The sequence below is a fragment of the Wolbachia endosymbiont of Spodoptera picta genome (assembly GCF_018141665.1).
In the GTDB taxonomy this organism is placed as follows: Bacteria; Pseudomonadota; Alphaproteobacteria; order Rickettsiales; family Anaplasmataceae; genus Wolbachia.
Map to the genome: position 1 here is coordinate 1,050,732 of NZ_CP067976.1, position 15,210 is coordinate 1,065,941.

Below are 15,210 nucleotides of genomic sequence, written 5' to 3' on the forward strand. Positions count from 1 at the left end.
AGTTGTGGTTAAAGTTACTATTAATTCTAAGGAATGTGAAGTAGAGCATGGGCTCACTATAATTCAAGCTTGTGAAGTTGTGGGCGTTGAAATTCCACGTTTCTGTTATCATGAGCGTTTAGCAATTGCTGGTAACTGCAGAATGTGTTTGGTTGAAGTGGAGGGTGGATCTCCAAAACCAGTAGCCTCTTGTGCAATGCCAGTTGCAGAAGGGATGGTTATTCACACTGATACCCCTAAGGTTAAAAAAGCACGTGAAGGTATGCTTGAGTTTTTGCTAATTAACCACCCGCTTGATTGCCCAATTTGCGATCAAGGTGGTGAATGCGATTTGCAAGATATCACGATGGCTTATGGGAAAGGAACCAGCAGACTTGATGGGCATAAGAGGGCTGTGCCAAAAAAACACTTCGGACCACTGATTGAGACTGCGATGAATCGATGCATTCATTGCACTCGGTGTGTTAGATTTTTGTCTGATGTTGCAGGTACAAATGAACTTGGAGGAATCGGAAGGGGAGAAAATGTAGAGATTAGCACTTACATAAAAAGGCATATTAGTTCTGAATTATCTGGAAATATCATAGATCTCTGCCCGGTAGGGGCTTTAACTTCAAAGCCTTACTCCTTTACAGCGCGTCCATGGGAGCTATCACATTGTGAGACTATAGATGTGCTAGATGCTGTGGGAAGTAGCATTAGAGTTGATTATCGTGGCCTGGAAGTTATGCGAATATTACCAAGGCTGAGCGAAGAGGTAAATGAAGAATGGATATCAGATAAAACGCGTTTTGCCTATGATGGACTAAAAGTTCAGCGTCTTGATCAACCTTATGTAAAAAAAGATGGTAAATTAGCCCCAGTTGATTGGAATGAAGCACTAACTGTTGCTGCAAAGAAATTAAAGAATACAAAATCAAATAAAATAGCTGCAATTGCAGGTGATTTAGCAGATTGTGAGTCTATGCTTCTACTCAAAGAAGTGATGCAGAAGCTCGGCTCGGGGAATATAGATTGTAGGCAAGATGGAGCAAAGCTTATACCAAATAATCGTGGGTCATATGTATTCAACACCACTATTGAGGGTATAGAAAATGCAGATTTATGTCTGCTTATAAATACAAATCCAAGAATAGAAGCACCAATAATTAACGCAAGATTGAGAAAGAGATATTTACAAGGTAATTTCACTATTGCAAATATTGGTCCTAATCTTGAATATCTATATAATGTTGAAAGATTAGGTGATGGTCCAAACGTTCTAAAAGAAATAGAAGAGGGAAATCACAAATTCTGCGAGTTACTGAGTGCGGCTCAGAACCCTATGCTAATTATCGGTCAAGATGCATTAATAAGAGATGATTCTGAATCAGTTTTAGCTCTAGCTGGCAAAATTGCAGAAAAATTTAACATGATCAGAGATGACTGGAATGGCTTTAACGTACTGCATAAGGCTGCAGCAAGGGTTGGTGGACTCGATATTGGATTTGTTCCTAGCGAAGGTGGAAAAGACATTAATCAGATGCTAAAACAGGCAGAAAGTGGTGAGATAGAAGTAGTTTATCTTCTTGGCGCAGATGAAATTGATATATCAAAGTTAGAAAGTACATTTGTAATTTATCAAGGCCATCATGGTGATAGTGGAGCACACATAGCAGATGTTATTCTACCTGGAGCTGCTTACACAGAGAAATATGCAACTTATGTAAATACTGAAGGGCGAGTACAGAGAACAAATTTAGCTGTTTTTCCTCCTGGTGAAGCAAAGGAAGATTGGTTGATTATAAAAAATTTATCCCAATATTTGGGCCTTTCCTTACTATACGATAATTTATTTGATGTGAGGAAGAAATTATACACTATTGGTCCACAGTTTAGAGATGCTGACCAAGTGGTGAAAAACAAATGGGTACCAATTACCTGTGATGAAATAAAATTAAGTAATATCTCTTTCACTCTAAAAAAGTGTAATTTTTATATGACAGACTCAATAAGTCGCGCTTCAAAAATAATGGCAGATTGTACTAAGGATTTTTATGAACACTCTACTTAATATTTTATTTATTCTAACACCATTATTACTAATAACTCTGGTATATTTTCAACGAAAATTAAACTCTATATTTTTGTGTAAAGAACAAAATACATTAGAAAAACAGTTCGTTTATAAGCTAGTTGATTTTATCAATGATATTATTGCATTATTTACGGAAGGATATGTATGGATGGCAATAACATTTATTATAGTTAGCGAGGGAAGAGGGAATTATTTGCCTCTCACAATGCTCTTAATTATGATGTCACTAGTGTCATTCATATGCATATCATTTTACTATTCTATTAAGCTAAATGCTGTACAGAAAAGTGTTGTCCTATTGATTTCAATAGGGACATTGTCTTTTGTGTCTAGAGCATTTGCTGTATTTTTTATTGCCACAATTATGAACTATTTTTTTGATTTAGGGTTGCATGTACTTGATATTTGATATTCTTTTTCTTCTTATTCCACTTTTGCTTTCAGTAGCATATTTAGTGTACTTTGAGCGTAAAGTTATTGGTGCAATTCAACTAAGGCATGGTCCAAGTGTAGTAGGGCCATTTGGGCTACTACAGCCATTTGCAGATGCTATCAAATTGATAATTAAAGAGCCGATAATACCATTTAGAGCAAACACCATACTGTTTATTATGGCTCCAATGCTCACCTTTATTTTAGCATTAATTTCCTGGGCAGTTATACCATTTGGAGCTGAAATAATTACAGAAAATGGACAGCAGGTAATAATCCCTAAGGTAATAGCAAATATTAATGTTGGAGTGCTTTATGTGCTAGCTATATCCTCTTTGGGAATATATGGCATTATTATTGCAGGCTGGTCTAGTAATTCTAATTATGCATTTCTTGGCTCTATAAGGTCAGCTGCTCAAATGATTTCATATGAAGTTTCAATAGGTCTAATAGTTGCTACAGTTGTTATTACAACTGGCACATTAAATCTTGGAGAGATGGTGGTAGCGAAACATAATATGCCATTTTGGATTGATTTATTACTAATGCCTATAGGAATAATATTTTTTATTTCTTTGCTTGCCGAAACTAATCGTCACCCATTTGACTTACCAGAAGCTGAAGCAGAGCTCGTCTCTGGGTATAACGTCGAGTATTCATCAATGCCTTTTGCTCTCTTTTTCTTGGGAGAATATGCAAATATGATTTTAGCAAGCGCTATGATGACAATATTCTTTCTAGGAGGGTGGTATCCTCCATTAGAGCTTAGTTTGCTGTATAAAATTCCTAGTTTAATCTGGTTTGTTTTGAAGATAGTTGTACTTTTGTTTATATTTGTTTGGATTAGAGCTACAATACCTCGTTATCGTTATGATCAATTAATGCGTCTTGGTTGGAAAGTATTTTTGCCAATATCGGTACTTTGGGTAATACTCATTTCAGGAGTGTTGCTTTTTACTGGGAATTTGCCTGGATCCAATGTTTAATTTCCCAAATACAAGGTTAAGGCGTAGGCGCTCAGGCAAGTGGATTCGCAATTTAACAAGTGAAAGCACTTTATCAGTAAATGATTTGATTTTTCCCTTATTTGTTCATGACGGAGAAGAAACAATTGAGCCAATTTCTGGCTTATCTGATATCAAATGTTATTCAATAGATGGATTAATTTCTATAATTCAGAAAGCTAAGGACTCGGGGATTAATGCTGTTGCAATTTTTCCTGTAGTTGATAGTAAACTAAAATCTGAAAACGCCGAGGAAGCGTACAATCCTGACAATTTAATCTGTAAAGCAATTTGTGCTGTAAAATCAAATGTACCGGATATTGGCATTATTGCAGACATTGCACTAGACCCATACACTACTCACGGTCATGATGGCATTTTAAAAAGCAGTAGGATAGATGTAGAAAATGACGAGACTGTGTCAGCATTATGTAAGCAAGCACTTGTTTTAGCAAAAGCAGGATGCGATATAGTTGCTCCTTCTGATATGATGGATGGCAGGATAGGAAAAATAAGAAAAACATTGGATGATAATAACTTTCAGAATGTGTCAATATTGTCCTATGCAGTAAAGTACTGTTCTAGCTTCTATGCGCCGTTCAGGCAAGTTGTCGGTTCGTGCGCATCATCAAATTTCATCGACAAAAGTGGTTATCAAATGGATTATAGAAATGCACGTGAAGCAATCTGCGAAATCGAAATGGATATAGATGAAGGTGCAGATTTTATTATGATAAAGCCGGGTATGCCATACTTAGATGTAATAAAAACAGCAAGTGAAAAGTTTAATTTTCCGATTTTTGCTTACCAAGTAAGCGGTGAATACGCAATGATAAAAGCTGCAGCAAATAATGGCTGGCTGGATTATAACAGAGTGATTTATGAGTCCTTAATTGGTTTTAAACGTGCAGGTGCAAGTGCAATATTTACCTATGCTGCACTTGATGTTGCAAAAAATTTGGTATCTACTTAGCAGTGTGGAACATCTAAGTAGGTAGCTAGCCGAAGTGACTTGACAAACCTTCCCACTTTCCTTATCATATCAATAAGAGTATTTATCCTTGTTTTTAATCTCTGCAGATTTAACAACAAAAATTCAGTAAAAAACTCAGATATTTATTGGCAAATTACATAAAATTATAGCGGCTTTTTTTATTTTTCTACATTCAGCCAAATCGCGCTTGTTAGCACATTATCAATTTACATTATTAAAACTCACTACATAGGGATTTTTTTGCCTTTTTTTTCGCCTGGTAAATTTTTTAATATTTATAGTTAAAGCTTCAGGCCAGCGCGTGACCAGTTCTTATTACCTGTTCTGGATCCCAGTACTGGGATGATGCCATCATAGAGATCAGCTGCTTGAATGATGCCCATATTCCAGTGCGTATAACGGTGTTATTCCATAGTTTGAGATCAGATGTAAGAATATTGAAGATCTCATTCCAGTACTGGAATCTAGAAAAAAAGAGCCAATCCCTGGGCACTGGGATGACGATAGAAGGGGCAACGGTTATTGCTAAACTTAGATCGTTTTTAACTATTTGCCTTTTTTCTATGCAAGAAGTGTATTGATAAGTCCATTACAATTCAGTATTGTGAAAAATATAAGTCAAGTGTTAGTTAGGACATGGGGATTTTTTTTCAATTTTTGGGTAAGGTGCTAGGCAAGGTTTTTCCTGCCAAAATAGTAAGCTCTTTTTTAGGAGTAGGGTATTTACCGGGTTGGCAGCATTATTGGTCTTCTTTTCTAATATTATTTATTACCGACATTATATTAATGCTTACATACGGAGGTGATTTTATACTATATAAAATGCCGAATACAGGCATAGTTGTAGCTGCCATTTTTACCAAGCTAGCAATAGTTATGTTAGTGCTGCAATTAGTTGCAATATCCATTTTTCACATTCAAGATCCTTCAGCCAGCAGTGATGAGAATATAGTAATACAAATAGCATCAGGACAGGTGCTGACTGTTGCGCTTTCGATGCCGGCAATAATGTCAATTTATTATACTGTAAGTAAATTCTATCTAAGTATATGTAAAGCAATACTTCAATGTCCATTTTGGTTTAATGATCTTATGCATTTGTTCTTTTTCTTTATAATACCTTATTTATTTTTTAATATTGTAGAAGTAATAAAACCATGGCCGATAAGTACGATACAGCTTAGTTATAACAATGCAATATCAATCACATTTGAAGGGATTTTTCATGTGTTTTATGCAGTGATTTTATTGTACTTGACTGCATTTATATTCTGCGATCTGACTATGCATGATGCGATTGTTTTAAACAAAAGCATATTTGAGTATGTAAAAGAAAGTTCAATAGCCTTGAGTGACTATTTTCATGGCACTATTAAAAAAATAAGTATAGAATAGTACTTATTTGCTTATGTATTCAGTTTAAAAGATATACAGTTTGCGTGAATCTACAAGATATAATAAAGGGATTACAAGATTTTTGGGTAGATGAAGGGTGTACTATACTTCATCCATATACGTCTGAAGTTGGAGCTGGAACACTACATCCCGCAACAATCATGTCAGCGATTGACGAAAAATCAACAAAAATTGCGTATCTACAACCAGTAATCAGACCTGCAGATGGACGCTATGGCGACAACCCTAATCGTTTATATCAGCATCATCAATACCAAGTTATAATAAAACCATCTGGCAGCAATTTGCAAGATATTTACTTAAATAGCTTAAAAGCTCTTGGTGTATCGACAAAAGAATATGATATTAAGTTTATTGAAGATGATTGGGAAAACCCAAGTGTTGGTGCATCCGGTCTTGGTTGGGAGGTTACATGCAACGGAATGGAAGTAACACAACTTACTTATATACAGCAAGTGGGAGGTATTGACTGCAGAATAATTCCTGGTGAAGTAGCATATGGGTTAGAGCGTTTAGCAATGTGCATACAGGGTGTAGATAATGTTTACGACATAATGTGGAACGGTAGCGGTGCAACTTATGGAGATATTTTTAAACAAAGAGAGCGAGAGTTTTCTTACCTGGCACTTGATTATTATGATACTAAAGTAGTACAACAGCAGTTTGAGGATACAGAAAAACTGTGTAAATTCCTTGTTGAAAAAGAATTGCCGATAGCAGCTTATGACCAATGTATTAAAACGAGCCATCTACTTAATCTACTTGATGCAAGAGGTGTGCTTGGTGTGAATGAACGTACAGCCTATATTGGTAGAGTGAGAGAGTTAACAAAAAAATGCTGTGAATTATATAGAGCAAAGTAGAATATGTTGTCACAATTATTGTTTGAATGTCTTTCAGAAGAAATTCCATCAAGAATGCAGAATTCATCTGCAGCTCAGGTTAAGAGCTATATCACTAATGCTTTTAGTAAAAATAATGTGAAATTTGCATCTATAGAAGTTTATGTGACTGCACGTCGCATTGCTCTTTTTATTGATGGCATAAGTGCTTTGGAGCTAAAAGATTCTAACAATGAGATTAAAGGACCAAGAGTTAATGCACCGAAAAGTGCTATCGAAGGTTTTTTGAGAAAAAATCGGAAAGGTGAAGAAGATTTACTCATTCGCAAAGTAAACGATGAAGATTTTTACTTCATTAAGAGAGAAAGCTGCTTATTTAACATCAACGGGTTTCTCAAAAATCAACTGGAGGAAATGCTAAAAAACTTTTCTTGGCCAAAGAGTATGAGATGGAGTGAAAGAAAAGAGAGATGGGTTAGGCCAATTAAAAATATTCTATGTATTTTAAATGACGAAATAATACCTATATCTTTTGCAGGGGTTACAGCATGCAACGTGACGTATGGTCATAGGTTTCTTTCAGGTGATGCAGTACTTACTGTTAAAACACCCAAAGACTATTTGGAATTGTTAGAAAAAAATAATGTCATTCTCCAGTTGGACAAAAGAAAGCAATTTATACTAGATCAGATTAATAAGTTTACAAAAGAGGAGAACTTACAACTTGAAAAAAATGATTATTTACTGAATGAATTGGCAGGGCTTATAGAGTGGCCAATAGTATTATTTGGTAAAGTAAAATCATCAGAATTACCGAAGGAAGTAATACTTAGTATAATTAATACGCAGCAAAAGTATCTTGCTTTAAGTGATGGACAGAAAATATCACATTTTGTTACTGTTGTAAATGTTAACAACAATGAAGTTGTTAAAGGCCATGAAAGAATATTAGAAGCACGTCTTGCTGATGCCCAGTTTTTGATATCTCAAGACAAGAAGGAAAACCTAGATTACTATGTCAAAAAATTGAGCTCTATTTCATTTCATGCTTCGCTCGGTAGCGTAGAAGAAAAAGTGAAGCGTATTATCGCTCTTTCAAATTATATAGCGATATTTATTCCACATGCTTCATTAATTAAAGTTGAACGTGCTGCATATTTAGCAAAGGCAGATCTTGCAACGTTGATAGTGAAAGAATTTCCGGGATTGCAAGGAGTAATGAGTGGATACTACGCTTCTTATTTTGAAGAGGATAAAGAAGTAGTGGAAGCTATAACTGAGCACTATAAGCCAATTGGATCGGACCAAGAATGCCCTAAATCTCCTACTGCGATTGCTGTAGCTATTGCAGACAAAATGGATAGTTTGGTTGGCTTAATTGCAGCAGGTGAGAAAATCTCTGGTTCGTATGATCAGTTTGGTTTGCGGAGAATGACAATTGGTATAATTAGAACAATACTTGAAAATAATTTGCATATTCCAATTAGATTGCTGATAGATAAGTCAGTATCTTTATGTTCAAGGCTTCTATTGAATAAAAATATAACTCCAGTTGATAAGCCAAGTGAAAAACAAATTTCAGAACTAGTATTTAAATTCTGCTTAGAAAGGTTCAAGATTATTTTAAAAAATAGAAATATAAGGCAAGATGTTGTAGATTCAATACTATATAAAGTCGATATTAATGATCTGCTGAAAGCGGAAAAGCAAACTGTGATATTGGATCGTTATCTTAGTACAAAAGAAGGTGAACAGGTTCTAAGCACTTATAAAAGAGCCAGTAACATGATGAGCAAAGTGAGAAAAAGTGATGGCACTACTTATAATGCATCTTACAGTAAGAAGTTTTTGATTGAAGATGAGGAGATTGCGCTATCAAATTGTGCTATAGCTGCTTGTAAAAACATCAAACAAGCGATAGAAAATAACGACTTTAATACAGCGCTTGATGAACTTGCTCGTTTTGCTCCATTTATCAATCAATTTATGGACAGTGTAAAGATTAACTGTGATTCTAATGAGCTTAGAATAAACAGGTTGTCTTTGCTTGCAAATGTTGTTTCTACCTTTCATTTAGTAGCAGAGTTTAACCTTATACAGGTTAAACAATTGATAAATGCTCAGGCAATATAAGGAACAAATCAAATCATCTCCACAATCCTGTGGCGTTTATAAGATGGTTGGAGATAAGAATAAGGTTTTATACATTGGTAAAGCAAAAAACTTGAAGTCGAGATTATCCGACTACCTTCAATTCGAAAACCTTTCTGAACGAATCAGAGTAATGATCTCACAGGTTATTAAGGTTGAAATATTCATCACTGAGAATGAAATCGAAGCATTGCTTCTTGAAGCACAGTTAATAAAATCGTTAAAACCATCTTATAATATTTTGCTTAGGGATGGAAAATCTTATCCTTATATAACAATTTCTAAGCATGATTATCCAAGAATAGCGAAATATAGAGGTAAGTTTAAGAAGAATGAGTTTCATTACTACGGCCCTTTTCCATCTGCCGCTGCTGTTAAGAACACTATATTATCATTGCAAAAAGCTTTTCTCTTAAGAGTATGTTCAGATCAATATTTCTCTTCAACAAAAAGACCATGTCTTGAGTATCAAGTTAAGCGCTGTTCAGCACCATGCGTAGATAAAATTACAAAAGATGATTACTGCAAATCAGTAAAACAAGCACAAGATACTCTGCTAGGAAGGAATAAAGAAGTGCAAAGACAGCTATTTTCTACAATGGAAAAGTGCAGTAGGGAGATGAACTACGAGCTTGCTGCTGTCTATAGAGATCGATTGAAATTTCTTCAGCAAATTCAAATGCAGCCAATGGATTTTTCTTTTGAAGAAGATGCAGATTTCTTCAGCATTGTACGTGAGGCAGACTTAGCATGCATTGGTGTACTATCTTTCAGAGATAAAGGTAACTATGGAAGCATTCCTTACTTCATTGAGAATTGTAGTGATCATCCAAATGATGAAATTTTATCCACCTTTTTGGTCAATTTGTATAATCCAGTTAATACACCACCAGCGCAAATTTACGTTCCCGATTTTATTAAGGATAAGGAAATTATAGAACAAGCACTTTATGCTCTTACTCAAAAATCAATAAAAGTTTTGTATGCGAAAAATAGTAAAGAGCGTGATTTGTTGAATTTTATTTACAATAATTCTAAGCATAGCCTAGAGCAGAAGCTTACTGATTATAGAAATAACCTAGAAAAGCTCGAAGAGCTTAGGAAGATTTTCTTGTTACCAAATATTCCAAAGCGTATCGAGGTTTATGATAATAGCCATATATCTGGAAATCAACAAGTTGGTGTGATGATTGTTGCAGGGCAGGAAGGTTTTTTAAAAAGTGAATACAAAAAATTTACTATAAAAGAAGAAAGTTCAGGTGATGACTATAAAATGATGAGAGAAGTGCTGACTAGACGTTTCTCTGGCAATATAAAAGATATAATCCCTGATTTTTTACTGATTGATGGCGGTCCAGGACATGTTTCCATAGTGCAGAATGTATTGGAAATATTGAATATAAAAGTTCCTTTTGCTTGTATGGCGAAAGGTCATGATCGTAATGCAGGAAATGAAAGATTTTATGTGCCGGACAGAGAAGAATTTACTCTAGCAAGTGACAGCAAGGTCATGCTTTATTTACAATTGCTGCGTAATGAAGCTCACCGTTTTGCGATAACTTCGCATAGAAAAAAACGCGATAAACAGTTTTTTGCTTCACAATTAAGTAAAATATCCGGTGTTGGCAGTAAAAGAAAAAAGGCACTCATGTCTCATTTTGGTTCGGTAGAAAATATAAGCAAAGCTTCTCTAGCTGAAATTCAAAACGTACCTGGAATTAGTAAAGGTTTAGCAGAAATCATTCTTCAAAACGTGAATTCTAAGAAAGGTACTCCTAAATAGGTACTCTAAAATTAACCTTTATTTCTTCTTAATAAGACATAAAAAGCTCCTTTGCCACCATGTTTTTTTATTGCTTGCTGATAGTATAAGATCATATTCCGAACTTTTGTGTCATTCAACCACTTATTTAAGCTATTCTTTATAGTGTCTATTTTATCTGTACTATTACCATGCCCCGTAATTACCAATAAGCACCTATTCCCTGCTTGATAATTTTTGATAATAAAATCTATCAATTTACAATAAGCATTATCTATACTATAGCCGTGCAAATCGAGTTTATCGCTTATAAAATATTTGCCCCTATCGATCTTTAATTTTGTATTGTAGTCAAGACAAAATGATGAATCACCATTATCAGTATTAAGAAAATTTTCTTGTAAACTAGAGGCACCTTTATCAATCATAGATTTTATATTTACTTTGTGATCAACTTTCAAAGTAACTTTTCCACATTCTATTGGCTTAACATTTTTTTGCCAATCTAACTCATCATCTGACATAAATTCATTAATTGAACTGCATAATTTTACAACAATATATAAACACAGTAAAATATTGCTTACTCTATAAAAATCTGATTTTTAATAATGAGATGAAATCATCAAAAGCTAATGAAAACTGTTGGATATATGGAAAGCACACTTGTATTTCAGCATTAAGAAACAAAAATAGGCGGTGTATAGAACTGTTAGTAACAGAAAATTTCTACAGAGAATTTGAGAAAGAAATTAAACAATGTGCAGATAGTAAGGGCATTAAAGCTCGACTGGTAGAGAACAAAATGTTCAATGATGTTTTACCCAAAGGTGTAAATCACCAAGGAATTGCTTTAAAAGTTACTCCTATTTTTCACAGCTTAAATATTGAAGAAATAGCTGAAAGATCAGGTGAAAACTCTACTATAGTCATTTTAGATCAAATTACTGATACACACAATATAGGGTCGATTTTAAGAACCTCAGCTTGTTTCAACATTGATGCATTGGTTTTACCGTATCACCATTCACCAAGCGAAAATGCATCTATCGCAAAAACAGCAAGTGGCGCATTAGACATTGTTCCTCTAATATACGTTACAAACATAGTAAAGACGATGGAGTCTTTAAAAAAGATAGGCTACTGGTGTTATGGGTTTGATTGCAATGCAAAGGAAAATATAGATAAAATAAAGAATTTTGGGCAAAAAAGAGTAATTGTTTTTGGTTCTGAAGAGAAAGGAATGCGGAGATTAGTGAAAGAAAGTTGTGATTATCTTTTAAAAATCCCAATGTCAAACGTAATTGATAGCCTAAATGTTTCAAATGCAGCAGCAATAGGACTATATTCCATCTACATTAAAATAAAAATCACTGCAAATTAGTTGCAATGAAAAATATACTTCTTGCCTGCTATCAAGACCGTTGGAATCTAGAAAAAAGAATGCCATTTTAGCTTCACATGCACAGCTGGAAGATGTCATCCCAGTGCATGACACTGGGATCCAGTTAAATTTACGAGTATAAAAGTAATCAACGTTTCTTATGATGGAAAAATGGATTCCAGTGTCTGGGCACTGGCATGACATCTTCCTACAGAATAATGTTCGTACAGCTGTGTATCACATGCTGGAATGACAACAGTGAATGACATAGCGAGATATCATCTACTGGCACTTACATTACCAATCCCAAGAAAATGGTGCACTTGGATCTATTGGAATCTCGAAGGATGGCTGTGACATTACTGTGTGCGCCAAGAAGTGCGTAAGGAACAGTTGGTGAAAATCCAACACGGGTAAAGCTTAGCCAGCAACCTGGAACAAACCATTATGCTGCGTAAGGTAACGAGCGTAGTAAAGCTAATGGAATGGACAACATAGGGTGCAACGAAAGTGAAGGTATTGAGTCCCGTAATTCACGCGTCATGGGGGCCGACACTTTACATTTGGTGGAAGGCAACATGGGTAATAACGCTAAGGAAAGATATTACTCACCCCATCGGGATCGAAGGCCGCGTCATGTGTTGAGATGGACCTTACGTGAACTTGGGAGATCCTTTGTATTCCTGTAAGGGTACTCTGGAACAAGTCAATAAAGGCAAGGACTGGAGGAAGATGCAAAGGAAGTCGGACTAACTGATAGTACTCGGAGTGTGGGAAAGCCACATACAAGGGGAAGCGGTTAGCAATATAGTGACTGGTATAGGGATTGCTATACCAATACAACAGAGATTGGAGGAGTATGCAAGGAAAACTAAACCAGATAGCAGTAAGGGCTAAGCAAGATAAGCGAGTAAAATTTACATCGCTAGTTCATTTGATTAATGAAGAGAATCTTGCAGAGTGTTACAAGGAACTAAAACGCAACAAGGCTTGCGGTATAGATCGTGTGACAGTGGAAGCTTATGGAGAAAATCTAGAAGAGAAACTTAGAATGCTAGTGGATAGTATGAAGAGAAAGCAATACCGACCGCAACCAGTGAAAAGGGTATACATACCCAAAATTGGAAGCAAGGAAAAACGCGGTCTCGGAATACCATCAACAGAAGAAAAGTTGGTACAGGTAATGCTAAAGAAGATATTAGAAAATATTTATGAAGCAAACTTTATGGACAGCTCGTATGGATTTCGACCAGGAAGAAATTGTCATCAGGCGATAAACGTTCTAGATAAAGCAGTTATGCACAAACCAATTAACTATATTGTAGAAGTGGATATCAAGAAGTTCTTTGATAATGTTCAACATAAATGGCTAATGAATTGTCTAAGGGAACGAATAGCTGACCCAAATTTATTGTGGTTAATAAAACGATTTCTAAAGGCAGGAATAGTCGAAGTTGGATGTTATAAAGCAACCGATCAAGGCACACCACAAGGTGGTATAGTAAGCCCTGTATTAGCTAATATATACTTACACTATGTGCTGGACTTATGGTTTGAAAAGAAATTTAAGCCAAAAGCCAGAGGATATATACAGCTAATAAGGTTTTGCGACGATTTTGTAGTTGGCTGCGAGAGGGAAGAAGACGCAAAAGAATTTCTAGAATTACTGAAACAAAGACTAAGTAAATTTGGATTGGAAATAGCTGAAAATAAAACAAAAATAGTAAAGTTTGGTAAGAAAGAATGGTATCAAGCAGAAAGAGAGAAACGTAGGACGGCTAGCTTCAACTTTCTAGGATTTACACATTATTGTGGAAAAAGTCGTAATGGTAAACTTATGATGAAGCAGAAAACTTCAAAAATAAGCCTAGCTAGAAAGATTAAAGAAATCAAAGAGTGGTTGAAGATGGTACGAAGTCGTATCTGCCTCAAAGATTGGTGGCAGAAACTTAAAGCCAAACTAACAGGACACTATAGCTACTTCGGAGTTAGCGGAAATTATCGGTGTTTGATTCAATTCAATCGACTGGCAACAAAGTTAGCATTTAAGTGGATAAACCGACGTAGTCAAAAGAAAAGTATCGATTGGGAACAATTTATACACTATTTAAAAGTAAATCCATTACCAAAACCAAAGGTATATGTTTCTTTATACACAGGAGCACTAGTGTGAACGCTGTATTGTGGAGCCGTGTGCGGGAAATCCGCAAGCACGGTTCTTTTGGGGAGACTATGGTTATGAGACCAAATCGCTGATTTCAAGGTCATAAGTCTCTACCAGACCTTTACAGCTGCTTGAAATTCTGGGTCTTGAGAACTTACTTGAATTTTGTTATTAGCTTGAAAAACTGCGTTTTTTGCTAGCTCGGTGGCTACATCTTCAGGCGTTGGTTTTAATCCTTTATCAGCTAAGAAATCTTTTGCTATCTTTTCACTACCTTTAGCACCATATACTTTATCGGTAGCTTTATCATCTGCAACCCTATCCAAAGCTTCACCAAGTTCATTTATTAAGATTGATTTTTGGCCATCTTTAGCAGGAAGAATAGCTTTTGCAAAAGCTTTTTGATTTGCTTCTGTAAGGTTGGAAGCATCAATTTTAGCAAAACTAGTATCTACTGTGCCTTTAGTGTAAACCTTCTTAGTATCATCAGTACCAACTGTTGCAAGAGCAGGAACTAGAATATCCACAACAGCTTGTTCTGCAACTTTTGTTGCAAGATCTGTAGTTTTAACAAATGCAGTATCAGCAGCTATTTTAGTGTAAACTTCATCAGCTGGAGCAGCTTTAATATATACCTTGTCATTAAATCCTTGTAATGCCATTAGGGCTGTTATAAAACCAGCATCGTCTGCTGCATCTTTTATTGTAGTAGTCATATCACCCTCTGTTAATTATAAAAACCATAATGTGCATGAAAATAATATAAATTCCGTAAATACTAGATTTTGCATAAAATTCCCTTTAGGCTTTTCGCTTCAGAATTCTTCTCTTGTGATCTAAGTATGTAGCAGACGATGTTATCCTAGTAGCCCCTTTAGTGTCATTACAGTGCGTGACACTGGAATCCATTTTTCCATCATAAGAAACGTTGATTACTTTTATACTTGCAAATTTAACTGGATGCCAGTGTCTGAGCACTGGTAT

12 protein-coding genes are annotated in these 15,210 nt (G+C 35.4%); 10 read left to right on the forward strand and 2 right to left on the reverse strand.

Features of this window, described 5'->3' with window-relative positions:
* The first annotated feature begins 4 nt into the window (after positions 1–4).
* The 8 genes from nuoG to uvrC all read left to right on the forward strand — a co-directional run bounded on the left by nuoG (position 5) and on the right by uvrC (position 10,699).
* Positions 5–2,053, forward strand: a complete 2,049-nt coding sequence (gene nuoG, locus JKF54_RS04780) for an NADH-quinone oxidoreductase subunit NuoG (RefSeq protein ID WP_246433127.1) — start codon at positions 5–7, stop codon at positions 2,051–2,053.
* Positions 2,037–2,486: a hypothetical protein gene (locus JKF54_RS04785; RefSeq protein ID WP_211907757.1), complete on the forward strand. Its 450-nt coding sequence runs from the start codon at positions 2,037–2,039 to the stop codon at positions 2,484–2,486. Before nuoG ends, JKF54_RS04785 begins: the two co-directional genes overlap by 17 nt.
* A complete protein-coding gene (gene nuoH, locus JKF54_RS04790) occupies positions 2,470–3,495 on the forward strand; it encodes an NADH-quinone oxidoreductase subunit NuoH (RefSeq protein WP_211907759.1) in 1,026 nt (341 codons plus the stop codon). The genes JKF54_RS04785 and nuoH overlap by 17 nt, the downstream gene beginning before the upstream one ends.
* Positions 3,488–4,486, forward strand: a complete 999-nt coding sequence (hemB, locus tag JKF54_RS04795) for a porphobilinogen synthase (RefSeq protein WP_211907761.1) — start codon at positions 3,488–3,490, stop codon at positions 4,484–4,486. The genes nuoH and hemB overlap by 8 nt, the downstream gene beginning before the upstream one ends.
* A gap of 657 nt (positions 4,487–5,143) precedes the next feature.
* A complete protein-coding gene (locus JKF54_RS04800; protein ID WP_211907765.1) occupies positions 5,144–5,902 on the forward strand; it encodes a phosphatidylglycerophosphatase in 759 nt (252 codons plus the stop codon).
* Positions 5,903–5,946: 44 nt separating this feature from the next.
* The gene (locus tag JKF54_RS04805) at positions 5,947–6,786 is read left to right on the forward strand and encodes a glycine--tRNA ligase subunit alpha (RefSeq protein WP_211907766.1); all 840 of its coding nucleotides are present in this window, start codon (positions 5,947–5,949) and stop codon (positions 6,784–6,786) included.
* 3 nt (positions 6,787–6,789) lie between these two features.
* Positions 6,790–8,898 carry a glycine--tRNA ligase subunit beta gene (glyS, locus tag JKF54_RS04810; RefSeq protein WP_211907767.1) on the forward strand — a complete coding sequence of 703 codons (2,109 nt, stop codon included), beginning with the start codon at positions 6,790–6,792 and terminating at the stop codon, positions 8,896–8,898.
* The gene (gene uvrC / locus JKF54_RS04815; protein WP_211907768.1) at positions 8,882–10,699 is read left to right on the forward strand and encodes an excinuclease ABC subunit UvrC; all 1,818 of its coding nucleotides are present in this window, start codon (positions 8,882–8,884) and stop codon (positions 10,697–10,699) included. Before glyS ends, uvrC begins: the two co-directional genes overlap by 17 nt.
* An 11-nt stretch (positions 10,700–10,710) precedes the next feature.
* On the opposite strand, the gene JKF54_RS04820 is transcribed toward uvrC, so the two are convergent.
* The gene (locus JKF54_RS04820) at positions 10,711–11,202 is read right to left on the reverse strand and encodes a Smr/MutS family protein (protein ID WP_211907769.1); all 492 of its coding nucleotides are present in this window, start codon (positions 11,200–11,202) and stop codon (positions 10,711–10,713) included.
* Between the two features lie 92 nt (positions 11,203–11,294).
* Here JKF54_RS04820 and rlmB point away from each other — a divergent pair, with 92 nt between their 5' ends.
* A complete protein-coding gene (gene rlmB / locus JKF54_RS04825) occupies positions 11,295–12,062 on the forward strand; it encodes a 23S rRNA (guanosine(2251)-2'-O)-methyltransferase RlmB (protein WP_211907770.1) in 768 nt (255 codons plus the stop codon).
* Between the two features lie 859 nt (positions 12,063–12,921).
* Complete coding sequence (gene ltrA / locus JKF54_RS04830) at positions 12,922–14,235, forward strand: group II intron reverse transcriptase/maturase (protein WP_211907771.1); 1,314 nt, start codon at positions 12,922–12,924, stop codon at positions 14,233–14,235.
* A 101-nt stretch (positions 14,236–14,336) separates the two neighbouring features.
* Here ltrA and JKF54_RS04835 read toward each other — a convergent pair whose 3' ends face one another.
* On the reverse strand, positions 14,337–14,942 hold the full coding sequence (locus JKF54_RS04835) for a hypothetical protein (protein ID WP_211907773.1): 606 nt from the start codon (positions 14,940–14,942) through the stop codon (positions 14,337–14,339).
* Positions 14,943–15,210: the final 268 nt, after the last annotated feature.